General features: G+C 50.9%; 26 protein-coding genes and 1 riboswitch. Of the genes, 17 read left to right on the forward strand and 9 right to left on the reverse strand.

Annotated features, from left to right (window positions below; genetic code table 11):
• Nucleotides 1-94 precede the first annotated feature (94 nt).
• From cobT to ACFVRY_RS08260, 6 genes are read left to right on the forward strand one after another with little or no spacing between them, the layout of a single operon-like run.
• Nucleotides 95-1,162, forward strand: a complete 1,068-nt coding sequence (cobT, locus tag ACFVRY_RS08235) for a nicotinate-nucleotide--dimethylbenzimidazole phosphoribosyltransferase (RefSeq protein ID WP_387499085.1) — start codon at nucleotides 95-97, stop codon at nucleotides 1,160-1,162.
• Entirely contained in the window at nucleotides 1,159-1,707 is a 549-nt protein-coding gene (cobU, locus tag ACFVRY_RS08240; RefSeq protein ID WP_387499087.1) for a bifunctional adenosylcobinamide kinase/adenosylcobinamide-phosphate guanylyltransferase, read from the forward strand. Before cobT ends, cobU begins: the two co-directional genes overlap by 4 nt.
• Entirely contained in the window at nucleotides 1,704-2,516 is an 813-nt protein-coding gene (gene cobS / locus ACFVRY_RS08245) for an adenosylcobinamide-GDP ribazoletransferase (RefSeq protein ID WP_387499089.1), read from the forward strand. The genes cobU and cobS overlap by 4 nt, the downstream gene beginning before the upstream one ends.
• A 53-nt stretch (nucleotides 2,517-2,569) precedes the next feature.
• Nucleotides 2,570-4,177 (forward strand): cobyric acid synthase, encoded by a 1,608-nt coding sequence (locus ACFVRY_RS08250; protein ID WP_387499091.1) that lies wholly within the window; start codon nucleotides 2,570-2,572, stop codon nucleotides 4,175-4,177.
• The gene (locus ACFVRY_RS08255; RefSeq protein WP_387499093.1) at nucleotides 4,177-4,503 is read left to right on the forward strand and encodes a YnfA family protein; all 327 of its coding nucleotides are present in this window, start codon (nucleotides 4,177-4,179) and stop codon (nucleotides 4,501-4,503) included. Before ACFVRY_RS08250 ends, ACFVRY_RS08255 begins: the two co-directional genes overlap by 1 nt.
• A gap of 40 nt (nucleotides 4,504-4,543) precedes the next feature.
• Nucleotides 4,544-4,792 carry a helix-hairpin-helix domain-containing protein gene (locus ACFVRY_RS08260; RefSeq protein ID WP_387499095.1) on the forward strand — a complete coding sequence of 83 codons (249 nt, stop codon included), beginning with the start codon at nucleotides 4,544-4,546 and terminating at the stop codon, nucleotides 4,790-4,792.
• Nucleotides 4,793-5,079: 287 nt separating this feature from the next.
• Here ACFVRY_RS08260 and ACFVRY_RS08265 read toward each other — a convergent pair whose 3' ends face one another.
• Complete coding sequence (locus tag ACFVRY_RS08265; protein WP_387499097.1) at nucleotides 5,080-6,771, reverse strand: methyl-accepting chemotaxis protein; 1,692 nt, start codon at nucleotides 6,769-6,771, stop codon at nucleotides 5,080-5,082.
• 346 nt (nucleotides 6,772-7,117) lie between these two features.
• Nucleotides 7,118-7,163: riboswitch (PreQ1 riboswitch) on the forward strand.
• A 10-nt stretch (nucleotides 7,164-7,173) separates the two neighbouring features.
• Between ACFVRY_RS08265 and ACFVRY_RS08270 the strand changes: the two genes are divergently transcribed.
• Nucleotides 7,174-7,908 carry a queuosine precursor transporter gene (locus ACFVRY_RS08270; protein ID WP_387499099.1) on the forward strand — a complete coding sequence of 245 codons (735 nt, stop codon included), beginning with the start codon at nucleotides 7,174-7,176 and terminating at the stop codon, nucleotides 7,906-7,908.
• A 128-nt stretch (nucleotides 7,909-8,036) separates the two neighbouring features.
• Here ACFVRY_RS08270 and ACFVRY_RS08275 read toward each other — a convergent pair whose 3' ends face one another.
• Nucleotides 8,037-9,131, reverse strand: coding sequence for a M24 family metallopeptidase (locus ACFVRY_RS08275; RefSeq protein WP_387499101.1), 1,095 nt, complete (start codon nucleotides 9,129-9,131; stop codon nucleotides 8,037-8,039).
• A gap of 149 nt (nucleotides 9,132-9,280) precedes the next feature.
• On the opposite strand from ACFVRY_RS08275, the gene ACFVRY_RS08280 reads away from it, so the two are divergent.
• Nucleotides 9,281-10,123: an SDR family oxidoreductase gene (locus tag ACFVRY_RS08280; RefSeq protein ID WP_387499103.1), complete on the forward strand. Its 843-nt coding sequence runs from the start codon at nucleotides 9,281-9,283 to the stop codon at nucleotides 10,121-10,123.
• Nucleotides 10,124-10,194: 71 nt separating this feature from the next.
• Entirely contained in the window at nucleotides 10,195-10,698 is a 504-nt protein-coding gene (locus ACFVRY_RS08285) for a GNAT family N-acetyltransferase (RefSeq protein ID WP_387499105.1), read from the forward strand.
• Nucleotides 10,699-10,848: 150 nt separating this feature from the next.
• Here the strand turns inward: ACFVRY_RS08285 and ACFVRY_RS08290 are convergent, their stop codons facing one another.
• On the reverse strand, nucleotides 10,849-11,175 hold the full coding sequence (locus ACFVRY_RS08290) for a winged helix-turn-helix transcriptional regulator (protein ID WP_066373172.1): 327 nt from the start codon (nucleotides 11,173-11,175) through the stop codon (nucleotides 10,849-10,851).
• Between the two features lie 89 nt (nucleotides 11,176-11,264).
• Between ACFVRY_RS08290 and ACFVRY_RS08295 the strand changes: the two genes are divergently transcribed.
• The 4 genes from ACFVRY_RS08295 (at nucleotide 11,265) to ACFVRY_RS08310 (ending at nucleotide 13,582) form a co-directional block, all read left to right on the forward strand.
• Complete coding sequence (locus tag ACFVRY_RS08295; RefSeq protein WP_387499107.1) at nucleotides 11,265-11,525, forward strand: YqkE family protein; 261 nt, start codon at nucleotides 11,265-11,267, stop codon at nucleotides 11,523-11,525.
• Nucleotides 11,526-11,737: 212 nt separating this feature from the next.
• Complete coding sequence (locus ACFVRY_RS08300; RefSeq protein ID WP_387499109.1) at nucleotides 11,738-12,244, forward strand: metallophosphoesterase family protein; 507 nt, start codon at nucleotides 11,738-11,740, stop codon at nucleotides 12,242-12,244.
• A gap of 124 nt (nucleotides 12,245-12,368) precedes the next feature.
• Nucleotides 12,369-12,851, forward strand: a complete 483-nt coding sequence (locus tag ACFVRY_RS08305) for a GNAT family N-acetyltransferase (protein ID WP_387499111.1) — start codon at nucleotides 12,369-12,371, stop codon at nucleotides 12,849-12,851.
• A 20-nt stretch (nucleotides 12,852-12,871) separates the two neighbouring features.
• On the forward strand, nucleotides 12,872-13,582 hold the full coding sequence (locus tag ACFVRY_RS08310; protein WP_387499113.1) for an HAD family hydrolase: 711 nt from the start codon (nucleotides 12,872-12,874) through the stop codon (nucleotides 13,580-13,582).
• 542 nt (nucleotides 13,583-14,124) lie between these two features.
• Here the strand turns inward: ACFVRY_RS08310 and ACFVRY_RS08315 are convergent.
• Both ACFVRY_RS08315 and ACFVRY_RS08320 read right to left on the reverse strand, forming a co-directional pair.
• Nucleotides 14,125-15,237 carry an FAD:protein FMN transferase gene (locus ACFVRY_RS08315; protein WP_387499115.1) on the reverse strand — a complete coding sequence of 371 codons (1,113 nt, stop codon included), beginning with the start codon at nucleotides 15,235-15,237 and terminating at the stop codon, nucleotides 14,125-14,127.
• Between the two features lie 254 nt (nucleotides 15,238-15,491).
• Complete coding sequence (locus ACFVRY_RS08320; protein WP_387499117.1) at nucleotides 15,492-16,424, reverse strand: glycosyltransferase family 2 protein; 933 nt, start codon at nucleotides 16,422-16,424, stop codon at nucleotides 15,492-15,494.
• 214 nt (nucleotides 16,425-16,638) lie between these two features.
• On the opposite strand from ACFVRY_RS08320, the gene ACFVRY_RS08325 reads away from it, so the two are divergent.
• Nucleotides 16,639-17,367 carry a DsbA family oxidoreductase gene (locus ACFVRY_RS08325; protein ID WP_387499119.1) on the forward strand — a complete coding sequence of 243 codons (729 nt, stop codon included), beginning with the start codon at nucleotides 16,639-16,641 and terminating at the stop codon, nucleotides 17,365-17,367.
• A 121-nt stretch (nucleotides 17,368-17,488) separates the two neighbouring features.
• Here ACFVRY_RS08325 and ACFVRY_RS08330 read toward each other — a convergent pair whose 3' ends face one another.
• The 4 genes from ACFVRY_RS08330 to ACFVRY_RS08345 all read right to left on the reverse strand — a co-directional run bounded on the left by ACFVRY_RS08330 (nucleotide 17,489) and on the right by ACFVRY_RS08345 (nucleotide 20,993).
• On the reverse strand, nucleotides 17,489-19,069 hold the full coding sequence (locus ACFVRY_RS08330) for an oleate hydratase (RefSeq protein ID WP_387499121.1): 1,581 nt from the start codon (nucleotides 19,067-19,069) through the stop codon (nucleotides 17,489-17,491).
• Between the two features lie 349 nt (nucleotides 19,070-19,418).
• Nucleotides 19,419-19,997, reverse strand: a complete 579-nt coding sequence (locus ACFVRY_RS08335) for a TetR-like C-terminal domain-containing protein (protein ID WP_387499124.1) — start codon at nucleotides 19,995-19,997, stop codon at nucleotides 19,419-19,421.
• A 38-nt stretch (nucleotides 19,998-20,035) separates the two neighbouring features.
• Complete coding sequence (locus tag ACFVRY_RS08340; protein ID WP_387499126.1) at nucleotides 20,036-20,431, reverse strand: hypothetical protein; 396 nt, start codon at nucleotides 20,429-20,431, stop codon at nucleotides 20,036-20,038.
• A 46-nt stretch (nucleotides 20,432-20,477) separates the two neighbouring features.
• Nucleotides 20,478-20,993: a hypothetical protein gene (locus ACFVRY_RS08345; RefSeq protein WP_387499128.1), complete on the reverse strand. Its 516-nt coding sequence runs from the start codon at nucleotides 20,991-20,993 to the stop codon at nucleotides 20,478-20,480.
• 300 nt (nucleotides 20,994-21,293) lie between these two features.
• On the opposite strand from ACFVRY_RS08345, the gene ACFVRY_RS08350 reads away from it, so the two are divergent.
• From ACFVRY_RS08350 to ACFVRY_RS08360, 3 genes are read left to right on the forward strand one after another with little or no spacing between them, the layout of a single operon-like run.
• Nucleotides 21,294-21,959 carry an amino acid ABC transporter permease gene (locus ACFVRY_RS08350; RefSeq protein ID WP_387499130.1) on the forward strand — a complete coding sequence of 222 codons (666 nt, stop codon included), beginning with the start codon at nucleotides 21,294-21,296 and terminating at the stop codon, nucleotides 21,957-21,959.
• Entirely contained in the window at nucleotides 21,940-22,617 is a 678-nt protein-coding gene (locus tag ACFVRY_RS08355) for an amino acid ABC transporter permease (RefSeq protein ID WP_387499132.1), read from the forward strand. The genes ACFVRY_RS08350 and ACFVRY_RS08355 overlap by 20 nt, the downstream gene beginning before the upstream one ends.
• Nucleotides 22,618-22,639: 22 nt before the next feature.
• On the forward strand, nucleotides 22,640-23,395 hold the full coding sequence (locus tag ACFVRY_RS08360; protein ID WP_387499134.1) for an amino acid ABC transporter ATP-binding protein: 756 nt from the start codon (nucleotides 22,640-22,642) through the stop codon (nucleotides 23,393-23,395).
• Nucleotides 23,396-23,414: the final 19 nt, after the last annotated feature.

Here is a 23,414-nt window from a genome sequence, read left to right on the forward strand (position 1 = left end):
GGTTTTTCGGCGTAATCTGAGGTGAATTTTTGCTACTACAGCTACGGACTAATAAGGACTACTAAGAACTAATAAATCAGGAGGCGAATATTGGATGTTATCTGCAATTTATGAAATGACGGGAGAGATTGTCCCGCCGGATGAGGAAGCCTCGCGTCAGGCACTTCTTCGCCTGAACAGCCTGACCAAGCCACCAGGGAGCCTTGGGCGATTGGAGGCGCTGGCAGTTAGACTGGCCAGCATTTCTAGGACAGAGAAACCACTCTATAACAAGCGTATGGTGGTTGTGATGGCCGCCGATCACGGAGTATGTTGTGAGGGTGTCAGCGCCTTTCCACAGGAGGTGACCCTGCAGATGGTGGATAATTTTCTTCACGGCGGCGCAGCGGTGAACGTGCTGGCCCGCCACGCCGGGGCCGAGGTGAAATGTGTAGATATAGGAATGAACGGAGATGTGATCCATCCCGATCTGCTGAACGTCAAGGTGCGTTTCGGTACGGATAATATGGCACAGGGGCCAGCTATGAGTCGGGAAGAGGCTTTGCAGGCGGTTTTGGCCGGAATTCGTGTAGCGAAGGATGCTGTTGCGAGCGGCACGGAGCTACTGATTACCGGTGAGATGGGAATTGGCAACACGACAGCAAGCTCTGCCGTCCTGTGTGCGCTGGAGGAAATCTTACCGGAGACTGCGGTTGGTCGGGGAACCGGTATTGACGATGAAGGGCTAAAGCATAAGATCGCCGTGGTGGAACGGGCGCTAAGTATCAACAGGCCAAATCCGGAGGACGGTCTGGACGTGCTGTCTAAAGTCGGCGGGCTGGAAATTGCCGGGCTGGCTGGGCTGATTCTCGGGGCGGCGTCCTGTCACGTACCCGTTGTACTGGACGGATTTATTTCCGGTGCAGCAGCGCTCGCGGCCAGAGCCATTGCCCCAGAGGCCAGTGCCTATATGATAGCTTCCCATGTCTCGGGTGAGCAGGGCCACCGTCTCTTACTGGAACGGCTTGGGCTGGAGCCGTTGCTGGACCTTGGCATGCGGCTCGGCGAAGGCACGGGAGGCGTCCTGTGCCTGCATATGATTGATGCGGTCTGTCGTATCATGCGTGAGATGGCGACCTTTGAAAGCGCCGGAATATCGGGCGCGGAGAAGGAGTCATCATGAGTATTCTGGTAACGGGCGGAGCGCGCAGCGGCAAGAGCGGCTTTGCAGAGCGGCTGATGGAATCACTGGCGGATCGAGCCTTGTACGTGGCTACCGGACAAGCCTTCGATGGAGAGATGCAGGAGCGGATTGCCCTTCATGTCAGGCAGCGGGAAGAGAGCGGCTATGCCTGGGAGACAGCTGAGGAACCGCTGGATTTGCCGGGGCTGCTGGATAGCCTACCTGGTGATACTGCAGTGCTCGTGGATTGCCTGACTCTATGGCTGTCCAATGTGCTGCTGGCTGTGGAGGCGGACAGTGAGCGAAAGCTACTGGTGGAGCGGGAGATCGCCAGACTTGAACAGAGCGTGGCTTCTTTCCGGGGCGCGCTGATCCTAGTCACGAATGAAGTGGGCGATGGAATTGTCCCAGAGTACGCCCTGGGGCGGCTGTACCGTGATCTGGCAGGGCGAATGAACGCTAGTCTAGCCTATCAATGCAGTCAGGTCTTTCTGGTCACAGCCGGGATTCCAATTGAACTGAAGAGCCGGGAGTACAAGCTATGAGGCTCCAGAGAGATGCCGCAGCGGCTGCTTTTCAATTTCTATCGCGCTTTCCCGTACGTCGGGATGTGGGCTTTTCCAAGCAGTTGTTACAGCGCAGCGTAGTATATTATCCGCTGGTGGGCGCAGCCATCGGGTTATGTACAGCAGCGGTAGCTGCCCTGCTCGGTCTGTTGCTTCCGCCGCTTCCGACTGCGGTTCTCAGCCTGATCGTTTGGGTCGCGCTCACCGGCGGACTACATTTGGACGGCTGGATGGATACTGCCGATGGATTGCTCAGCTACCGTTCAAGGGAACGGATGCTAGAGATTATGAAGGACAGTCGTGTAGGGGCTATGGGCGTGTTGGCCTGTGTGCTACTGCTGCTGCTGAAGGCGTCGCTACTGGCCACGATCTTTGCGGACAGCTCCTATGCGTCGCTGTCATTGCTTTTGCTGGCCCCGGTCTGGAGCCGCTGGGCCATGGTGCGGGCCATGGTCCGCTGGCCGATTGCCCGCGGCGATGACGGGCTGGCCGCCAATTTTGCCGGCCTGAAACCTACGCATGAGCGTTGCGCTTGGATCTGCGCCGCTCTGCTCTCACTCGCCGCCGCGGGTGCTACGCTGGCGCTCGGCGGGGGCACGGCCTGGCCGCTTCCTCTGGCCGCGGCCCTCCTGTTGCCAGTTACCGCTTTGATTTGCGGCAACCTGGCCGCCCGCAGAGCGGTCAGCCGGCTCGGCGGGCTCACCGGCGATGTGTATGGCGCGCTGAATGAGCTGCTGGAGGCTGTGCTGCTGCTAGTCTTGGCAATGCTCCAGCATGTCCTGCTGTGATCGTGTTGCCGTACCGCGCCCGCTGTACGATGCTAAAGAAAGAGGGGAATCCCATGGATAACAATGCTGTGACTCAAGAAAAGAAGGAACCTGCAGCGGTGCTGATGCTGCAGGGTACCGCTTCCGATGTAGGCAAAAGTTTGGTGACTGCCGCCCTCGGGCGGATCATGACGCAGGATGGGTACCGTACCGCGCCCTTCAAGTCGCAAAACATGGCCCTGAATTCCTATGTCACCGTGGACGGTAAAGAAATTGGTCGTGCTCAGGGCATGCAGGCAGAGGCCTTTGGCATCGAGGCGACCACCGATATGAATCCCATTCTGCTGAAGCCTTCCGGAGAGATGAGTGCGCAAATCGTCGTACATGGCGTACCTCATGCTGCATTGAGTGCCAGGGAGTACCGCGAGAAGTTTCTCCCGGAAGCCAAAGGCACGGTAATGGAGGCGCTGAACCGCCTGCGTAAGGAATACGACATTGTGATGATAGAGGGGGCGGGAAGTCCTGCGGAAATTAACCTGAAATCACGGGATATCGTGAACATGAATCTGGCAGGTTGGGCTGATGCGCCAGTGCTGCTGGTTGCTGATATTGACCGAGGAGGCGTGTTTGCCTTTCTGGTGGGCACGCTTGAACTGCTGGAGCCGCATGAACGTGCGCGGGTGAAAGGGTTCATTATTAATAAATTCCGCGGTGACCTGTCGCTGCTGCAGCCTGGTTTGGATTGGCTGGAGCAGCGCACGGGCATTCCTGTCCTTGGTGTCTTGCCGTTTTTGCCGCAGCTTCGTATTGAAGCCGAAGATTCCGTGGTGCTGGAAGGAACGTCCGGGCATCGCCAGAAGGATGACGGCAAGGAACTAGATATTGCCGTCATCCGCTATCCGAGAATCTCTAACTTTACCGACTTTGATCCATTAGGGGAAGAGCCGGATACCGCTGTAAGGTATGTAACCCGTCCTCAAGAGCTGGGGACGCCAGATGTCATTTTGCTGCCAGGTACGAAGAATACGGCTGCTGATCTTTCTTATTTGCGTGAGCAGGGTTTCCCAGATGCGATTGATCGTGCCCTGAACAGCGGGACACTTCAGCTCGCAGGGATCTGCGGAGGATACCAAATGCTGGGCGTTGAACTGCATGATCCACATGCTGTGGAAAGTCATGAACCGGGAACAAGTGCCGGACTGGGTTATTTGCCGCTGTCTACGGTTTTTTTACAGCATAAGACCACTGTAAGGGTCAGCGGACGCTTAGCTCCCGGTCATCCGCTTCAGCTGTTTGGTGCTTCCTCGGATACAGAATTGGACACCGTTATTGCCGGTTATGAGATTCATATGGGTACAACCTCAAGTCTTGATACATCCGCTGTCAGCGGCCTGTTTGAGTTGACAGGGGATGCAGGCAGGAAGCTTGACGAAGGATGGGGCACAAAGGACGGAAAAGTGTGGGGAACCTATCTACATGGGGTGTTCCATAATGACAGTTTGCGCAGAGCCTGGCTTGACGGGTTGCGTCTCTCCAAGGGCCTGAAGCCACTAGAGACAACTTACTCAGCGGCTGCGCTCCGCGAGATAGAGTTCGATCGTCTGGCTGATGCCGCAAGACAAAACTTGAACATGGAAGCAATCTATGGAATCATGGGGATACATAGGGAAGGTGAATTTTAGTGGCAATTGCTATATTGATATTCATTGTTGCCGGCCTCGCGGAAATCGGGGGCGGTTATCTTGTCTGGCTCTGGCTGAGAGAATCCAGACCGCTTTGGTATGGTATTGTTGGGGCTATCATTTTGGTAGTCTATGGGATCATTCCGACACTCCAGAAGTTTCCGTCCTTTGGCAGAGTGTATGCCGCTTATGGAGGGGTGTTTATCATATTGGCCGTGTTGTGGGGCTGGCTGGTGGACAAGAAGATGCCGGACATCTACGACTGGGCAGGAGCTTTGATTTGTATGGTTGGAGTGTCTGTTATTCTGTGGGCTCCAAGGCACTAAGACTAAGGATGACTATTACTGCTGATAGGAGGTACCCTTTATGTCAAAAAATGCACAGTCCAGCTCTGGCCTCGGCGGAGCAGATATGCAGTCGGAATCCGACTTTCCGACCGGTCTGGCCAAGCCGGCACAGCGCGCACTTGCCGGAGCGGGGTATATTCGGCTTGAGCCATTGAGCAAGCTTACCGAGAGCGAGCTTTTGCAGCTGCATGGCATGGGCCCCAAAGCGCTAGGCCAATTGCGCAAGGCACTCGCTGAGAAAGGACTGTCATTTGCGGAAGGTTCCTGAGACTGGATAGTTACGACGGCTAAACAGCATAGAAAGGCAAACAACAAAAAGGCTGTCGGACAATAATTGGCAGCTTTTTTGCTGTAAATTGGTAGCTCTGATTTCAGCTTCGGGAATTGGTATGTCCGTTCTTGTTAATGAAATTCGAAGCGGCTTTCAGCAGGTCTGCCTAGATCACATGCCGCGGGCTTTCTACGAATTATTGCGCATTCCGGTCGAAAGACACATGCAAGCAAGCCCCCGTCCATTATCAGACGGGGGCTTGTCACATCTTAAGAATACATAGGTCAGATCTTAAATTGCTGCACAGCCTGTTGCAGTTTCGTGGCTTGCTCGTGCAAATGCTGCACTGTACGGGAATGACCTTCCAGCTCGGCGCTTTGTCGCTCGGAATTCTGAGAGAGCGTATTGGCGTTAGCCTGTGATTTTGCAGTAATCTGTGCAGTTTCCTCTACGGAGGCGCTAACCTCCTCACTTCCAGCCGAGATTTGCTGGGTAGCTGCCGACACAGATTGAATGCTGTGGTCGATGCTTTGAATGAGGATCAACAGATGATTGAACGCATTTCCCGCTTCTGCAACCTTACCGACGCCGGAGGCTACTTCCGAGTTAACGTGATTCATCTCTGCGACAGAGCGATTCATATCCCCCTGCAGACCAAGCAGGAATTCACGAATCTGGTCGGTAGCTGTCCGGGATTGCTCCGAGAGTTTGCGTACCTCTCCGGCTACCACGGCAAAGCCGCGTCCATGCTCTCCGGCCCGTGCTGCTTCAATCGACGCATTGAGCGAGAGCATTTGAATCTGCTTCGTGATCTCTGTGATACCCTGCACCACTGCACCGATTTGAAGGGAGCGTTCATTCATGATCTGGAATTGCCCCAGTGACTGCTCGGAAGCCCGTTCGACCTGACGCATTTGTTCAACGGCTATCTGGGCAATTTCATTGCCTCCGAGCGCCTCGGTGGAGGCTTCACTGATTTGTTCGGTAACTTCTCCTGCTGCGGAGGCGATATGCTGGATACTGTAATTAATCTCTTCCATGGCCCGCGAGTTGTCCTTCGCGCTGTGGGCAATAGATGTACTGCCTCTGTCAATCTCGATGACGGACTGCGCGGACTGCTCAGCCATGCCGTTCAGGACCTTCACGCGCTCTTGGAGGTCATTGGAGTCTTCGACAACCGTACCGGAGGTCTCCAGAACCTGGCCGATCATTTCTTTAAGGCGTTCAGTCATGGTTCGGAAACTTTCGGAGAGTTGGCCTACTTCATCGGTACCTTTGATAGTCAACTCCTGGGTGAAATCACCTTGTGCAAGCCTATTACTGTACGCTGCGAGCTGTGTTATAGGACGTGTGATCCGCCGGCTCATAAGTAGGGCACCAGTGATGCCGAGGATGAGGACCAGCAAGGTAATTCCTGCACTAGTCCAGAGGATACCGCTCATTCTTGCTGTGATAAAGGCTACATCAGAGCTTACGCCGACAATCATCGGACTACCTTTAATAGCAATGTAGGCTGTTTTATGTACACCGTAATCGTCACTATAAATATCACTGAGCGTCGTTTTTTGGTCCTTGAAGGCCATTTCCATAGCTGGGGTCACTTGCAGGGTATCTCCTGCCTTCATTTTGGAGCCATGATCAGCGGTAAGTACGGTAGCTTGACCGTCGTTCAGACTCGCCAGAAAGATCGTCTCTACATCATGTTGGTTGCGTTTGTCCTTGAAGTAGTATTCGATATTGGTAATTGACTGCTCATTCTTGCCTAGCGCCCGCTGGGCGTGGGTAGAATTGATGTTCTTGTATACATCCTGAACAGCTCCCGTCAGCAACTTGTTGATCTGCGGCAGTACATAGCTCTCGAACGTATTAGTCGATATGAAATAAAAGCTTACACTTAACAAAAGAGACGCGAGCAACAGGACGACGAACAACAAGCGCGTGAATTTACGGCTAATCGAGTGCTTGAAACGAAACATAGGGTTCTCTCCTTTTCTCTGATATGCCTTTCTATCCCATGCCTGATGCCTTTTATGTATGGATAGCTACGATAACTCCGTGAGTAGGGTCGTATATCAGGTTAATACTATCGCTCTGGTGGGATAAACACATATAGTTGATAACTATTTTATATAATTAACCTGCGGTTGAATAGTGAAAAATTTGATTTTTGGTGTATTATTTTCTGAAAAAGATAAAAAAAGTGTCGAAACTTCTAACTTTGATTGAAGTGGATGGAAAAAAGAGGACTTGCTCAAAAAATCAAAATCTTCTGGTGTCTTTGGTTCTGTTATGGTAGAGTATTTATGTTTTGTTCCGGAATCCGGAACCGCGGTTCGTAACCATCCCGCGTAAACAAAACTAGGAGGAGTTATAAGAAGATGTTTAATTTATGGTGGGGGATTCTCTTTGTCCTCGTCAATTTTGTATTTTTTCTGTTGTGTTACCGATTATTCGGTAAAAAAGGGATGTATGCCTGGGTGGGCGTCGCCACCGTCATTGCCAATATTCAGGTCTCTAAAACCATTTCCATGCCTCCGGGCATTGTCATGACCCTTGGTAATACCATGTATGTGACACTGTACATGGCCAGTGATCTGCTCAATGAGAAGTATGGGCGGGTCGAGGCGCGGACAGCAGTATGGTTTGGCTTTTTCACTCTAATTACGACGACAGTGATCATGCAGATGGCGCTGGCGTTCACGCCGCAGGAAAGTGATATCGCCCAGTCTTCACTGGAGACGATCTTCGGCATGATGCCGCGGCTTGCACTCGGCAGTTTGGTAGCCTACTTCGTCAGTCAGTTCCTGGATGTGCGGCTGTATTCGTGGATTCGAAAGTATTATGGCAGCTCGCGCCAGCTGTGGATTCGCACCAACGGCAGCACGATGGTGAGCTCTTTTGTGGATACGCTGATCTTCTGTACGATCGCCTTTGCCGGTATCTACGATTTGAAGGTATGGACAGAGATTCTATTGACCACCTATATTATCAAATTCTTGCTTACTGCAGCAGGGACACCGGTACTGTATATCGCCCGCACGTTTACCTTTGCGGAGGATAAACCGAATATGCCACTCCCGGAGACTTCTGATACGAAGGCGACTACCGCCTAGAAGAGCCAGGAGACCTTATAGAGCAAGTTACTGCATTAAAAAAACAGCACGTCCCCGCATTTGGAGACGTGCTGTTTTCAATTTATTGTGCCCGATTTTTCCTGGACAAGCGCGCTAGAAAGCACTCTTTATAGATGAAGTACTGTCAGAGCTTTAGGGAAGCTGGTCAGTGTCTGCGCACCGTTTTCACTGATGAAGACATCGTCTTCAATACGCACACCGCCCACGCCTGGCACATAAATACCTGGTTCCACCGTAAAGACATTACCCACTTCAATGATGTCCTCATTGAGACCGTGCAGTGAAGGATATTCATGGACATCTATGCCGAGGCCATGGCCGACACGATGCACGAAGTATTCTCCATACCCGGCAGCTTCAATGACTTCACGGGCAGCGCGGTCTACCGAACCGAAGGTCGCGCCCGCAATAGCGGCGGCTATCCCCGCTTCATTGGCTGCAAGCACGGCATTGTAGATGTCGGTTAGCTTGCTGTCCACCTCTTCGACGGCAAAGGTACGCGTAATATCAGAGGCGTATCCCGCAGCATACAGTCCGAGGTCGAACATCAGGAAGTCTCCGGGCTCGATGATCCGGCTACCCGGTTCGCCATGTGGAAGGGCAGTGTTCGGTCCTGAGAGGACCAGGGTGTCGAAGGCTGGACCGGAAGCGCCAAGCTTCTTCATCAAATACTCCAGCTCTGCTACCAATTCGATTTCGCTTACACCGGCCTTGACATGCTTCAAGCCACGGCGCAGCACTTCTTCCACCAGCTCTGCGGCATGTTTCATGGCAGCGACTTCGTCCGGCGACTTCTTCGCGCGCATGCCCCGCAGCAGATGGCCGATATCACTGAAGTGTTCTGCTGGAACAGCTGAAGCAAGCTGCTCGAATCGGGAGACGGTGAAATGCTCCTTCTCCATGCCAAACGCTCCGAGTTTCTGATCTTGCAGACGCTGGCGCAACAGATCATACGGATTATCGGTATCGCTGTGCGTGGCGATATTCTTCACGGAAGAGGCAGCCTGGGCTGCTTCAGCATCAAGAGCCGGGACGATCAGAACAGGATCTTCTCCACGGACCAGAAGTAGTCCGAGAAAACGTTCATGCGGATTGCTTGCGAATCCGGTTAGATAGTAGACATGTTTGGGATCGGTGACGAGCAGAGCGTCCAGACCTTCGCTGGTCAGCCCTTGCTCCAGGTTTTTCAATACATTGCTCATATTCAATGGTTCCCCTCTCGGTTTTGCGAAGGTATGCTTTCTCCCACCCGCAAAATGATGTACCATTATATTAAGACAATCGCCCGCAAAAAACCAGAACAGGGGACCGGCCGCTTCTGCCGCATCCAGCCTAAGAGGAGTGAACCCGTATGAAAGGTAAGGTTGTAATCATCACCGGTGCCAATGCCGGTATGGGATTAGCTACAACAGTTGAGCTTGCCCGCAAAGGTGCCAGGGTCATCATGGCTTGCCGCAGTCATAAGCGTGGGGAAGAGGCTTTAGTGGCCGCCAGACAGCAGAGTGGATCGGAAGAGATTGAATTGATGCTGCTGGATTTGTCCTCGCTGGACAGCATTCGCAGCTTCGCACAGGAATTCGCTGCTCGTTATTCCGTTTTGGATGTCCTGATCAACAATGCCGGGGTAGTCAGCACCAAACGCCAGTTGACCGCTGATGGGTTTGAGATGGATCTCGGCGTCAATCATCTGGGACATTTTCTGCTGACCAACTTGCTGCTGGAGCGACTTCAAGCGGCAGAGCAGGGACGGATCGTCGTGGTTGCTTCCGGCGCCTATAAAATCGGATCTATGCACTATGAGGACCCAACATTGTCCAGGGGCTTCAATCTGGCGAAGGCTTATGCCCGCTCCAAGCTTGCGAATATCCTTTTCACCCGGGAACTGGCATCACGCTTGCAGGGAACGCAGATTACCGTCAACTCGGTACATCCCGGCGCAGTGGGTACGAGCATTGGGATAAACCGGGATACCGGTTTTGGAAGCTCAGTGATGAAGCTGATGTCTTATTTCTTCCTGACCCCGGAGCAAGGTGCGGACACAGCCCTTTATCTGGCTACGGCCCCGGAATTGCGCCAGGTTACGGGAGAGTATTATTACCGCCGCAAGATTAAGGAGCTGTCCCCGAGAGCGACAGATTCCGCGGAAGCTAAGCGGCTATGGCAGTGGAGTGAAGAGCTGGTCGGCTTGTCCTGACTGATTTCAGTAATCGTATGAACCAAGTGTCATTCTTGGCGGACAGTGTATTATAGTGGAGGAATGAAGATATGGATTGGCAGAACTACACGATTGAAGATGCCGAACTCAATGACTTAGTGGAAATTGTAAAGATCTATAACTCAACGGTTGCTGGACGGATGGTGACTGCCGATCTGGAGCCTGTACGCGTAGAGGAGCGGGAACGGTGGTTCCACGATCATAACAGCCATCATCGCCCGCTGTGGGTACTAAGGAATAACGGCGAGATCGCGGCCTGGTTCAGCTTCCAGTCGTTCTATGGACGTCCGGCTTACAATGGGACTGCCGAGATCAGCGTGTATGTAAGCGAGAAGTATCGCGGGAGTGGCGCAGGCAGCATTCTGCTGACGCAGGCGCTGGAGACGGCCCCGGCCCTTGGGCTAAAGAATCTCGTAGGCTTCGTGTTTGGCCATAATGAGCCTAGCCTGGGTCTCTTGCGGAAGTTCGGCTTTACGGAGTGGGGACTACTGCCCGGGGTAGCCGAAATGGATGGGATTGCGCGTGATCTGGTGATTATCGGCCGCAAGCTGTAATCTTGGAAGCACCCTATCCGGCTTTGGGTCAAATGCCAAAAGGGAAACCGGCATTCTCCGGTTTCCCTGCGTCACAGTATTATTTCGGTCTCCATCCTACGAAACGTGATTTCGTAGGGTCCAGTGAAGCTCTCTATAGTTAGGTAGGAATCAGGATTGGCATTCTCCAGGCTCTATCCAGTCCTCGGACCATTGCTGCAGGTCGCGAATGACCGATTCAAGCGCCCGGCCCTTTTCCGTTAAAGAATATTGAATTCTTACAGGGGTCTCTGGAAAAACTTCCCGCAGAACAATACCTTCCTGTTCCAAATCCTTGAGCCGCTCCGAGAGCAGTCTTCCGCTGACGGGGAGCGATGCTTCGATGGTGCTGAAACGCTGTGGTCCATGAAGGAGCTGATAGATGATCAGGCCGGTCCAGCGCTTGCCCATAATATCCATGCTTTTTTGTAACCGGGGACATAAATCTGTGGCTTTCATAAGGCTCACCTCTTACAGTACATTATAAACGAAAAGTCCTGTGACTAAAACAAATTTGAATTAAACGTAGGCTGAAAGGATGATTCATCGTGGCAAAAAAGAACAGAACTCAAACGCCTCCCCGAGCTGCCGCAGCGGACAGTCCGGCAACATTGAAAGACCTGCTTAGCAGCGATGTGCTGAGCAAGCTGAAAGCGCAGGCAGATGAACTGAAGGCTGAAGAAAAGCAGCGTCAGGAAGCGGCCCGTCAAGCGGTGGAAGACCAGCGGAAAGCGGAGCAGAAGCGGCTGGAGAATGATTTTGGTCATCTGCTGGAGAACAGTAAACAAGACTGGCACAAGTTCAAATAAACGGCTGCATACCCAGGGAAGGACACTCGGAAGAGTGTCCTTTTTGTGTGTGATGAAAGAGGGAGCCGGGTGAGGGGCGGGTGTGGTACTTTTTCATAGGGATCATTGGATGTCAAGTCTGTGGAATAACTCCCATAAACTTGCGTCTGCGGAGTGCAGATTATACAATAATCAGAATTAGTTGGATTCCTGAATAGAATGGAGCTGAGGACATGAAAGTAGGCGTCGTATCCGATACACACATGACCAGAATGGCCAAAGCGCTGCCGCAGGCCCTTACCGCAGAGTTCAGCAACGTGGATCTGATCCTGCACCTCGGGGATTGGGTTGCGCTGGAGATTTACGATTGGCTGGCGGAGTTGGCTCCGGTAGAAGGGATTGCCGGGAACAATGATGGTCCGGAAATTATAGCGCGTTTCGGTGAACGCAAGATCATCACACTGGAGGGAGTCCGCATCGGCATGATCCATGGACATACCCCGTACTCCCGCAAAGGAACCGATGGCAACGCACTGCTCGCTTTTGCAGAGGAAGAAGTGGACTGCATCCTGTTTGGCCATTCGCATGAGCCGCTGCTGCGCAGGGAGAACGGCATACTGTTATTCAATCCTGGCTCACCAACGGACAAGCGGCGGGAGAAGCAGTACTCCTTCGGTCTACTGGATATTGAAGATGGCAAGGTAGACGCCCGTCATATCTTCTATGACTCCAAGGAATAGGGATAAGAGTAGTAACAGCGATGAGGTAAAGATCCAAATTATGCAGCAATCCATCCATGGGCAGCCCGGCAACCTAACGTTACAATTACGGTAAAAGGCTACAGCCGGAAAGCAGGGATAGGATATGCAGAAGGATGATGTACAGAAGATCGTGATTAAGCAGGCTGGTTTGGAAGACTTGGAGCTGCTGTCTCCGTTATTTGACGAATATCGGGTATTTTACCAACAGGAATCGGATCTGAACGGGGCGCGGGCATTTCTGGAGGAACGGCTGCGGCTTGAAGAGTCTGTTATTTTGCTGGCAGTGGAAGAAGCGGGTGGTCAGCGGCGAGGGGCTGGCTACACACAGTTGTATCCGTCCTTCTCGTCGGTGTCACTACAGCGGCTTTGGATCTTAAATGACCTGTATGTGAATGAAAAATTTCGGGGTGTCGGTATAGGGTCCAGACTGCTGGAGTCGGCGCGTGAATATGCAATGAGAACCGGAAGCAAAGGCTTGACGTTAACGACCGCGACAGACAATACTGCAGCGCAGCATTTGTATGAATCGAACGGTTACATCAGGGACGAGGACTTCTATACGTATGATCTTTTTTTCCAAAAGTAAATAGAGCAAGGAGACTTAATGTGGAGAACAGCAAGAAACTGGCGGTATTTTTTGACCTGGATGATACGCTCTATGACCATCTGATTCCCTTTCGGGAAGCGGTGAAGGAAGTCTTGAAGTCTTCGGGGGAAAATCTGGACTTCGCTGATTTATTCTTCAAGGTAAGACATCATAGCGATTTGCTGTGGCCTAAGTATTTGAATGGGGAAATTCCGCTGGAAGAGACGCGGGTCATGCGGATGGAGCGGGCCTTTGCAGATTTTGGGCTGACGATTGATCGCACACAAGCAGCAGAAGTGCAGGCAGCCTACATCGGGCGTCAGTACAGTATCGAAATGATTCAAGGGGTACGGCAGCAGTTGGAGCGTTTTATTGCCGGTGGACATACGGTAGGTGTGATTACGAATGGTCCGGCAGACCACCAGATGAAAAAGCTTGTAGGCCTTGGTGTGGATCGCATCCTGCCTGCGGACCGGATTTTTATCTCCGATGCCGTCGGGATCGCTAAGCCGGACCCGGAGCTTTTCGCCTATGTGAACCGCAAAACCGGGACGACAGCAGAGCAGTCACTGTATATTGGGGATGCTTGGGATAACGATGTTGTCGGTGCGCTGGGAGCTGGGTGGAAGGTATGCTGGTACAATCCACACGGAAGAGAGCCGCGTACAGCTCATAAGCCGACACATACGTTCAGCAATTATGAAGAATTTGCCGGGTTGCCGATCCTGTAGGGTTGGTTTAGCGCTCGCAGGTCAGCTTCAAAGTGATGTTCGAAGGAAATAGGAATGCCTCCATTTATGCACAAATTATAAGCGGATTATAAGCAAAAGGACCTCTGACTTCCACGTTACGTGGAAGTCAGAGGTCCTTTTCACATGCTTTTAATTGCACGGAACTTCAATTCTGAATGATGCTACCGAATACATACCTGAGTAGAACAAATTAAGGGCAAATCTGTACCTTAGTTTGGATAAATAGAACAGATATGTGCAATTAACGGCAAAAATGCATGTTAAAATCCATCGATTGTCCCCGAACGGGTCCTTTCTTAAAAATTAAGGTACACAATTGCACTTAATTCTCAAAAGACGAAGGAATTAATAAATATAAGATACAAATTTGCGCTTAATTGCCAAGCCCCTGTTCCTGTTCACACTATGTTCCGCATTCGCCGCTCGGCATCGACGTTCCACATTCGGCGCTTCGCATTCACCGCTCGACATTCGGTGCTCTCATTCGACGCCTGTCCTCACCCCAGCACGCTTCCCCTCAATTAATTAGCAAGAGTATAGGTAGTGTCTGTCAGGTTCAGTCTTCCTTTGATGCCTGACGTGGCATAGATTTTGTTGTCATCGGTAATGAAGAACGCTTCGATCTTCTCCGGCAGCGCCTCGATGAACTTCATGCCTTCGTCCAGCCCCATCAGGAAGATACCGGTTGATAACGCATCTGCATCCATTGCGTTGGGGCTCATGATTGTGATGCTCTTAAGCCCGTTCTGGGATGGGAAGCCCGTGCGCGGGTCGAGAATATGATGATAACGAACACCATCTTGGATGAAAAAGCGTTCGTACACACCAGAAGCATCGATGACCTCGTTCTCGATCTTGATCGTACCGAGCTGTGTTCCACGGCTCTGGTCAGGATCTTGCAGGCCGATGTTCCACTTCGCACCGCCTGGTTTGGCGCCCAGAGCAATAATGCTGCTGCCGCCGAGGTTGATCATGGCACTCTCTATGCCTTGTTCTTTCAAGTAATCAGCGATACGGTCTGCGGCGTACCCTTTGCCGATTGCCCCTAGGTCGAGCACCATACCTTCTTTGGTCAGCTTGATAGATTTCGCATTCTCGTCAATAACAACGTCTTTATAGTTGGTCAGGCTTGCAGCTTTTTCGATAGCGGCTTTGTCTGGTACCTTGTTACCGCCACTGCCAATATTCCAAAGGTCAACCAATGGTCCGATGGTAGGATCGAACAATCCGTCCATTTCCTTGGCATATTTAAGGGATTCCTTGATAATATCCAGCGTTTCGTCAGAAACGACAACAGCTTCTTTGCCCGCTGCGTTATTCACGGCATAGATCTCGCCGCCTTCCTTAGTGCGGCTGAATTCCAAATCCATACGTTCCATCATCTGCTGGATATCGTCCATATTCTTCTGAGCGATCATATCCCCGTAAATCTTGATCTTCACGACCGTATCATAAATGTAAAATGTCTGCGACAAGGATTTCGTTCCGTTCTCTTCTACAATCTTGGAACCTTGTCCTTCCGGAGAGGTCGCGGATTCTTTGGTTTTGCCCCCGGCGAACAGCCAGATCCCGCCTGCTAAGGCAACAACAATGATGAGTGCGAGGATCAGCGTCAATTTTTTGTTTTTAAACATGTTCCACCATCCATAAAGTTAGTTTCTTAAACCACATCATGACTATCATACCGCAGATAAGAAGCCCCGGGAACCTATTTCTCCCGTCGGGCGACAATAAGCATACTCCAGGGAAAGGCCCACGAATAGTAACTTTGTCTCACTCCAAAGCAAAAACACCCTCCCTGAAAAGAAAGGTGTGTTAGCAAGAGAGAGTGGTATTCGTAATGGTGTAATACATATCGTGATAGTGAAAATTCATATGAACTTTGAATTCAGTCCATCATATACTCCTTGTACTTGTTCTTGCGGGGATTCAATACGAAGAGGATGCCCTGGACATACCCGGCAACAGCACTTGTGTTGCGTTTTAGCGTTGATTTCCCTGTTAAATAGGTAAGTGTCCAGAGCAGGGCCGCGTAACCAGTTAGCGGAGCCTGGCGCAGATTCAGCAGATAATAATGATTGACTGCAGTTGCTCTGGCGACACGTCCGGCTTTGTCGCGGGAGCTGGGGGATTCGTGATGTGTAATTTTTAGCTGAGGGTTGATGAGTAGCTTGCCGTAGCGGCTGGCCAAATGACACATATAGATATCATCAGCTACCGCATAACTGGTCATCCAAGGGTAGGGCTTCATATCCCTTAGGGAGGATCGTCGAAAGGACATATTGCAGCCGTGAAAAAAATCGGTCTCAAACGTCTCCTTCGTTTCTCCCCATAGAAGCAGAGAGCCAGCAAGAGTACTCGCTGACAGCTTGCCTGGTGAGCCTGACATCTGGCAGGTCAGCCGGCCGAGCAGCTTGCCCGATGGGCTGCTGGAGAGGCCCTTGGCCACACCACCAACACCTGCTATGCCGGGATCGGCTGCATAGGTATCCAGCATACGGCGGATATACAGGGGATCATCCAACTCGGCATCGTCATCGAAGGTTAAGAGGATGTCGCCGTCGGCGAGACTCACGGCTTCATAGCGCGAGAGCCAGACGCCTGGCTTGGTTTTACGATAATACCGCAGCTCCGTTTGCGGCATTCTGGCAAGTGCTTGGGTGAAATGCTCCAGGACTTCCTTTGGTATATCTCCGTCATCCATAATAAGCAGCTCTATAGAGATGTCCTCCAGCTGAACTTGTCCGGCAATGGATTCGATACATCGCGTGAGGTCGCTGACCCGGTTGCGTGTTGGAATCACGATAGATAAGTCAGGCATGCCGTTGTCTCCTTTCAGGTATGTAACGCTCCCCGCTACTTCTCCGAATTTTCCGATAGTTTCGTTATTCTCATTCTACTCCCCGCCGAAGAAGAGCGTATATACCACTTTCGTTTACTTTTTTCAGAAAAAACCTAAGTTTGTATTTTCAAGTCTTCAACTATATAATAGTAAGTGACTTGGTAGATGAATGATCATTTGGGAGGTAATAACGATGAGAATAGATATTTGGTCTGACTATGCATGTCCGTTCTGTTATATAGGTAAAAGAAGACTTGAGCACGCACTGAGCCAGTTTGCAGGGCGCGATAACGTTGAGGTGGTCTACCGCAGCTTTCAGCTGGACCCCCATGCTAAAGCCGACGGCGATGTGACCATCCACGAGATGCTGGCTAAGAAATACAACATGACATTGGAGAAAGCTAAAGCTATGAATGCACAGCTGACGGAACAGGCCCAAGGTGTGGGATTGGATTTCCGTTTTGATACTATGGTGCATACAAACACGTTCGACGGTCATCGTTTGAGCCACTATGCAGCCAAGCACGGAAAAGCTGCCGAGATGACAGAACGTTTGCTGCGCGCCTATTTCACGGATTCTCTGAATCTGGGTGATCGGGATGTGCTTGCCAAGCTGGCCGGAGAAGTAGGGCTGGATGAGGCGGATGCTGCAGCGATGCTGGCATCTGATGACTACAGCGCCGAAGTTCATGCCGATATTGAAGAGGGTGCCCGCTTGAATATTACCGGTGTGCCGTTCTTTGTCTTCAACAATAAGTATGCTGTATCAGGCGCACAGCCTGGACCGGTATTCACGGAAGTGCTGGACACTGTTTGGGCAGAAGAGCAGGAAGCTCCGGCGCTACAGGTTGTGGGTCAACCCAAAGGTCAAGGTCAAACAACTGGCGATGACGGTTGTGTAGACGGCTCCTGCAGTCTGTAATCTGGCATTTGGAACATAAAAAGGCGAAAGAGAAGGGAATCCCTTGCTCTTTCGCCTTTTTGGCATATGATCTATATAAGCCTTACGTTTGGTTCTTAAGTTCGTCTTATATAGGCAGCCATTATCTGAAAGAAGTAATAAAGCTTGAGAACAGACTTCGCACATCGTACTGATACTGGGTGATCGGTTCAATTGGGCGGTTGATGCCCAGCAGCGTGTACACGGCAATTCTGGCGGCTCGCACAGAGTATTCCTCAGTGAAAACAACATCGTCCGGAATTTCGCAATACTGTCCAATAAAGGCCAGGTTCGTGGAGCCTTCAGGCACCACTTGCGGTCTGTCGCTGTGCAGTCTCGGCATGAATTGTGACGTGATATAAGGCATCATACACGGGATACAGTTGGCGGTGGCCATAATTTCTTCCCGGTGTGCTTCAAAATGAAGATGACCGATCAACTCATCCATGATCTCTTCCCCGGTACAATCGCACATTCTCTTCTTCACGAAATCGCCGACCTTGTCCGGATACAAGCCATAACCCCAGAATACCCGGACATGCTCCGGCTGGTTACGGAAGTGAGGCTGGAAAGCCAGCACAACTGACATCAGCCAACTGGATTCCTTGAAGGTGACCAGAGCGCCGGTACCGGCACGGTTACGCGTGAATTTCTCCATAAGATCGAAGAACCTGGTGTCCTTGAAAGTGACCGTGAAGGATTCCCATTTCGAGCCATCCACATGATCTGCAAAAGAAGAAGGGTTACCGAGTCCCGGCTTCTTGGCCGCGATATTCTCCCACAGCTTCCAGGAGCTGCCCTTGCCGTTCAGGCTTGGCGCTTCAGTCATAGAGCCTAGGCTGGAGCCTTCGGTCATGGAGCCGTTGGTGATGATGACGAGGTCGCCTTCTTTTACATCTATTACATCCGCTACACCTTGGCGCAGTACATTCATCCGGGTTACGGTGATGCCATCTCCGTCTTTGAATTCCAGGTCAGTTACGGTACATTTCAGGGTAAAGTCTACACCGAAGCCTTCGAGATATTTATGCATTGGCAAAATAATAGAGTCGTATTGGTTATACGGCGTACGGGTTACGCCCTCCAGGGTCTGAATTCTCGGGAATTCGTGGATGAAGCGGACCATGTATCGTTTGAATTCAACCGCACTGTGCCACGGCTGGAAGGCGAAGGTGGTTGCCCACATGAACCAGAAATTCGTTGTGAAAAAATGAGGGCCGAACAGGTCGTTGATCCGCGCCTTGCCCAGCTTCTCCTCCGGTGTGATGATTAGCTTGCCCAGTGTCAAGCGGTCAGCCATGTCGAAACCCATCGACAGAACATCTTCTACCTCGCCTCGGCCGTTGACCAATCTGGCGTTGGAATGAGTCGGGTTGGCCATGTCGAAGGCCAGGATCTCATCCCGCACTGACAGGCCCGGCCGGTCAATGGATGGAATCGATGTCAGCAGTTCCCACGTATTCTCATAAGTTTCATCGTTGAGCATCCGCCCACCGCGGATTACATAGCCATTCTCTTCGTCGCCGGCCCCGTCGTTGCTACCGCCTAGAATTTTCATTTCTTCAATGATATGAATGTTCTGTCCGGGAAAGTCACAGTCTCTGACCAGGTAAGATGCGCCTGCCAGGGACGCAATACCTCCACCTACAAAATAGACCTGTTTATCACGGTATTCTTCTCTCACAACTATCGCCTCCAAAGGGTTGCTGTAATCACACCCCTAATGTAATACAAGGCGGGAAGCGTGAGTATAATCAAAACCTTGGAAATGTCGGGATTTTGGTCACTTGGGGGAAAATGTCTAGTTTTTAGACAAGATTCGAAGAAACTCGCGAGGCATTTGGTAAGGAACGACTACTCGGCCAATCCATGATTTCTGGATGTACGGAATAGCGTTGACTTTGACGTCGGGTCAACCAATCCGAAGACGTTCAACTCGATTTGCTGTTTCCGGTTAAGCTGAAGGCCAAGGAATAACGACAGCATTATTCCTCGGTCCTTTTCTCACCATACATTCGCCTTGAAGCAGCTACCTATAGGGATTGAGGAGACTTGTTCCCGTACGTATGCAAGGCCTTAACAAAGTTGCCCTCAAGCAGTTCGCTTAGCTTTTCTATAATCTGCTTGGGGGGCTCCTTCATGCCGTTCCTTATCCATTGGATTACTAATCCGGTAAAAGCTAGTGTGTAAAAGTTAGCAATGAATTCTTTATCGGTACTACTCACTTTCAGCCCTTCGGACAGCTCACGAATCACCCCCATGATCATGTCATGGGTCACTGAATAGAGATAGGCATCGAGATGATTCCGCCCCAGGGAATCCAGGGTGTTGCAGCAGAAGGCTTTGTTGTTCTCGATATAGCAGAATATTTTATAGAAACCGTCCGTCCACGTGTTATAGCTTCGATACTGAGCGATGCTTTCAAGTGCCTCTGTAGTGTAGATCCAGCCCAGCAACTCAAAAATATCTTGAAAGTGATAGTAGAAGGTCTGTCTGTTCAGTCCACAGTCATCTACAAGATGCTTGACGGTTATTTTATTCAGTGGAATATGCTCCATCAGACCTTTCAGTGAGTGGGCCAGCGCATTTTTGGTAAGTATGGCATTAGACAAAGGGACATCACCTCCACATGTAGTAGCAACGAGTGAAACTAGGGATTCCTCCACCACTTTGCCAGCCGCACGATGCCTTCTACGATCAACCCGAAGACGAAGCCTCCAAGTGACAATACGGAGAGGGCGAAAAACCCCGCAAGATCCTGCCAGCCGGACATATCCCTGGCGCTGTAAGTGAACATTACAAGAAAGCCTGCGGCAATCCCGAGAGTTGCCATCATCCAGACCAGCCGGGCACCAAGCCATCCGAAGGTATGCAGAACAGCGGATATCGTAAGGGCAAACAGGGCGAACCGCAACAGAAGCGAAACTTCAACAGGCCGTCCGAGCAAGACGAAGCGATTCAGGCTGAGCAGCAGCCACAGCAGCAGACTGTAAATCCCCATCCACCGAAACCAGCGAGATTCTTTGGCAGAAGGCAGAAATGGCATCGTGACATTCTCCATTCTCGATTAGAGTTTGGCTGCAGCGTAGAAACTATAAATTTCCAAGGGCTTCGGCACTTTGTAAGACATGCTTCAGGAGCTCCGGAATATCCTCCATCTGTTCCTCAGTAATTTGCCGCTTAAACTGTAATTCAACGCAGTTATGATAGCTGATCTCTTCCTGACCGTATATAAAAGACAAGGACTGCACTGGCTGCAGATCCGGTCCCCAAATGGTATTCAGTGCACTGGCTATAGCCGGGCATTCCTTAGTGGCATTGCTGATTTGCATATAAAAGCGCAGCAGCAGATGACAGCCGGGATCACTTCCCGGCGTCTCCAAAATTTCATCGCTAAGTTCTTTTACAGAGGAACGAAGTGCAATCTCGGAGGTGATATTTCGGTTCCCGATGAGCTGGAAAGAAAGCATAAATTCCCGGGACATGATCGCCAGATCCAGCAGATCTGACCGGTCTGTAACAATAAGGAGTCCATCCAGGTTGTCGTAGTCGTAAATTTGGTTTTCGATAGCGATTTTAATATTATCAAAGACGGTAGGATGGAACATGAGGGCACCTTCTTACTTTTATTTTTATTGTAACATGCCGCTAGACACCGTTAAAAATGCATAAAACTTAGTTGACAAGTTGGAATTATATGAATATCATAAGTGTCGCGGGATGTAATTTTTTTCCTTAAAATTGAATTAATTAAGAGATAGACTAGCTTCATAGATAGGTAAGAAAGATAGATAAGTCAATGATACATATGATTTATAAAGTTCGCGTATCTATATAACCAATAAAATTTATGAGAATAGTAAGTTTTGATGACTAGTTTTATTTCTGAAGACAGAGTGGGTGTGCATATGCAATTAAATTGGGAGTTTATGATAGATAGCTTGCCGCTATATGGTGCCGCGATGTGGCTGACCTTCAAGCTAGCCTTCTGGGGCATTCTATTCTCGTTGCTGATCGGCCTGGTGTTCAGCGTGATTTTATATTACAAGGTTAAGGTCGTTAGCCCTGTGATTCTTGCTTATGTGGAGCTTTCCCGGAATACGCCGCTGCTGGTGCAATTGTTCTTCCTGTACTATGGCTTGCCCAAGGTCGGCGTTCATCTGAGTGAGACGGCTTGTGCCATCATCGGCCTGACTTTTCTCGGAGGAAGTTATATGACAGAAGCATTCCGTAGTGGGATTGAAGCCGTGGGGAGAACTCAAATAGAGTCCGGTCTAAGTATTGGGCTGTCCAAGGTTCAACTGGCGAGATATGTGATCCTGCCGCAGGCGTTTGCAATCAGTATTCCGTCGCTGGGGGCCAATGTAATATTTCTGCTCAAAGAGACGTCCATTGTCGGAGCCATCGCGCTGATGGATCTGATGAATGTGGCGAAGGATCTTATCGGCATGTACTACAAGACGGCGGAATCACTGCTGCTGCTGGTGCTGGCCTATCTGGTGATGGTGCTGCCGCTGTCGCTGATGCTGAGCTGGGTGGAGAGGAAGGTGCGATATGCCGAATTCGGGGATTAGCGTGTTGTTTGAAGGCTCCAATTTTGAGCGTCTGTTGGGCGGTCTGCTGGTCACGATAGAAATTGCATTTATCTCGATTATTATCAGCGTAGTGCTTGGGACCATTATGGGTCTGCTGAGAACACTGAATTCCCGGCCGCTGAAGTTCATCTTACGTCTGTATCTGGAGGCGTTCAGAATCATTCCGATTCTGGTCTGGCTGTACGTGGTGCACTTCGGATTCTCTCCTCTGCTCGGCATTGATATAGACGGGGAAGTGACAGCTATCCTTGTGTTCAGTCTGTGGGGGGCGGCTGAAATCGGTGATATTGTTCGGGGAGGACTGGAATCCCTGCCTCGTCATCAACTGGAATCGGGAAAGGCGCTGGGCCTCGGTACCCGGCAGTTATACCGCCATATTCTCATTCCGCAGGCCGTACAGCGAATGTTGCCCGGGGCAATCAATTTGGCGACACGGATGGTTAAAACGACCTCCCTGGTCGTGTTGATCGGGGTGATTGAAGTGGTGAAGATCGGGCAGCAGATTATTGAGCTGGGTGTGATCAAAGCACCGACAGCATCCTTCTGGGTATACGGATTCATCTTTATTCTATATTTTCTTGTCTGTTATCCGTTATCCAGACTGTCCAAGCGGGCAGAGCGCCGATGGCAAAATTAGATCTTAGGAAGGACAGATAGCGATGACACACTCGGAGGAAATTTTGCTCGAGATAGAGGGGCTGGAGAAGACCTTTGATGATCGTAAAGTGCTGGAGGAGATTGACCTGCAAGTGGGCAAGGGAGAGGTCATCGTCATTCTCGGTCCCTCAGGCTGTGGGAAGAGCACCTTCCTGCGATGTCTTAACGGCCTGGAACCTGTCCAGGCCGGGAGAATTCATTATCGCAATCAGGATCTGGCGAAGCCTGATGTGGATTTTCGCGAGGTGCGGCAGCATATTGGCATGGTATTCCAGAATTACGAGCTGTTCCCGCATATGACGGTCATCGAAAACATTCTTCTCGGCCCACTGAAGGTGCAGAAGCGTAGTAGAGACGAAGCGCAGCGGCAAGCGGAGCAGCTGCTGGAGCGAGTGGGATTGCTCGATCGTAAGGATGCCTTCCCGCGCCAGCTGTCGGGAGGACAAAAGCAGCGGATTGCCATTGTCCGGGCGCTCTGCATGAATCCAGAAATCATGCTGTTCGATGAGGTTACCGCCTCGCTTGATCCCGAGATGGTGAGAGAGGTACTTGAAGTCATCTTGGGGCTGGCCAAGCAGGGAATGACGATGCTCATCGTCACCCATGAGATGGGGTTTGCCAGATCTGTCGGAGACCGAGTCGTCTTTATGGATCAAGGCAAAATTTGCGAGATTTCTTCACCAGAACAGTTTTTCACCTCACCGTCGACAGAACGTGCCCAGCATTTTCTGGATATATTTCAGTACGACAAATTATAGACTTAAGGGAGATGAAGAG

The organism is Paenibacillus sp. NPDC057934 (genome assembly GCF_042887565.1).
In the GTDB taxonomy this organism is placed as follows: domain Bacteria; phylum Bacillota; class Bacilli; order Paenibacillales; family Paenibacillaceae; genus Paenibacillus_AQ.

Excerpts from the sequence above, each read along its gene's own strand:
- cobT (WP_387499085.1), top strand. The coding sequence starts at position 95 with ATGTTATCTGCAATTTATGAAATGACGGGAGAGATTGTCCCGCCGGAT.
- cobU (WP_387499087.1), top strand. The coding sequence starts at position 1,159 with ATGAGTATTCTGGTAACGGGCGGAGCGCGCAGCGGCAAGAGCGGCTTT.
- ACFVRY_RS08280 (WP_387499103.1), top strand. The coding sequence starts at position 9,281 with ATGAAAGGTAAGGTTGTAATCATCACCGGTGCCAATGCCGGTATGGGA.
- ACFVRY_RS08325 (WP_387499119.1), top strand. The coding sequence starts at position 16,639 with ATGAGAATAGATATTTGGTCTGACTATGCATGTCCGTTCTGTTATATA.
- ACFVRY_RS08345 (WP_387499128.1), bottom strand. The coding sequence starts at position 20,993 with ATGTTCCATCCTACCGTCTTTGATAATATTAAAATCGCTATCGAAAAC.
- ACFVRY_RS08285 (WP_387499105.1), top strand. The coding sequence starts at position 10,195 with ATGGATTGGCAGAACTACACGATTGAAGATGCCGAACTCAATGACTTA.
- ACFVRY_RS08355 (WP_387499132.1), top strand. The coding sequence starts at position 21,940 with ATGCCGAATTCGGGGATTAGCGTGTTGTTTGAAGGCTCCAATTTTGAG.
- ACFVRY_RS08265 (WP_387499097.1), bottom strand. The coding sequence starts at position 6,771 with ATGTTTCGTTTCAAGCACTCGATTAGCCGTAAATTCACGCGCTTGTTG.
- ACFVRY_RS08305 (WP_387499111.1), top strand. The coding sequence starts at position 12,369 with ATGCAGAAGGATGATGTACAGAAGATCGTGATTAAGCAGGCTGGTTTG.
- ACFVRY_RS08300 (WP_387499109.1), top strand. The coding sequence starts at position 11,738 with ATGAAAGTAGGCGTCGTATCCGATACACACATGACCAGAATGGCCAAA.
- ACFVRY_RS08260 (WP_387499095.1), top strand. The coding sequence starts at position 4,544 with ATGTCAAAAAATGCACAGTCCAGCTCTGGCCTCGGCGGAGCAGATATG.
- ACFVRY_RS08290 (WP_066373172.1), bottom strand. The coding sequence starts at position 11,175 with ATGAAAGCCACAGATTTATGTCCCCGGTTACAAAAAAGCATGGATATT.
- cobS (WP_387499089.1), top strand. The coding sequence starts at position 1,704 with ATGAGGCTCCAGAGAGATGCCGCAGCGGCTGCTTTTCAATTTCTATCG.
- ACFVRY_RS08250 (WP_387499091.1), top strand. The coding sequence starts at position 2,570 with ATGGATAACAATGCTGTGACTCAAGAAAAGAAGGAACCTGCAGCGGTG.
- ACFVRY_RS08360 (WP_387499134.1), top strand. The coding sequence starts at position 22,640 with ATGACACACTCGGAGGAAATTTTGCTCGAGATAGAGGGGCTGGAGAAG.
- ACFVRY_RS08340 (WP_387499126.1), bottom strand. The coding sequence starts at position 20,431 with ATGCCATTTCTGCCTTCTGCCAAAGAATCTCGCTGGTTTCGGTGGATG.
- ACFVRY_RS08275 (WP_387499101.1), bottom strand. The coding sequence starts at position 9,131 with ATGAGCAATGTATTGAAAAACCTGGAGCAAGGGCTGACCAGCGAAGGT.
- ACFVRY_RS08270 (WP_387499099.1), top strand. The coding sequence starts at position 7,174 with ATGTTTAATTTATGGTGGGGGATTCTCTTTGTCCTCGTCAATTTTGTA.
- ACFVRY_RS08315 (WP_387499115.1), bottom strand. The coding sequence starts at position 15,237 with ATGTTTAAAAACAAAAAATTGACGCTGATCCTCGCACTCATCATTGTT.
- ACFVRY_RS08320 (WP_387499117.1), bottom strand. The coding sequence starts at position 16,424 with ATGCCTGACTTATCTATCGTGATTCCAACACGCAACCGGGTCAGCGAC.
- ACFVRY_RS08350 (WP_387499130.1), top strand. The coding sequence starts at position 21,294 with ATGCAATTAAATTGGGAGTTTATGATAGATAGCTTGCCGCTATATGGT.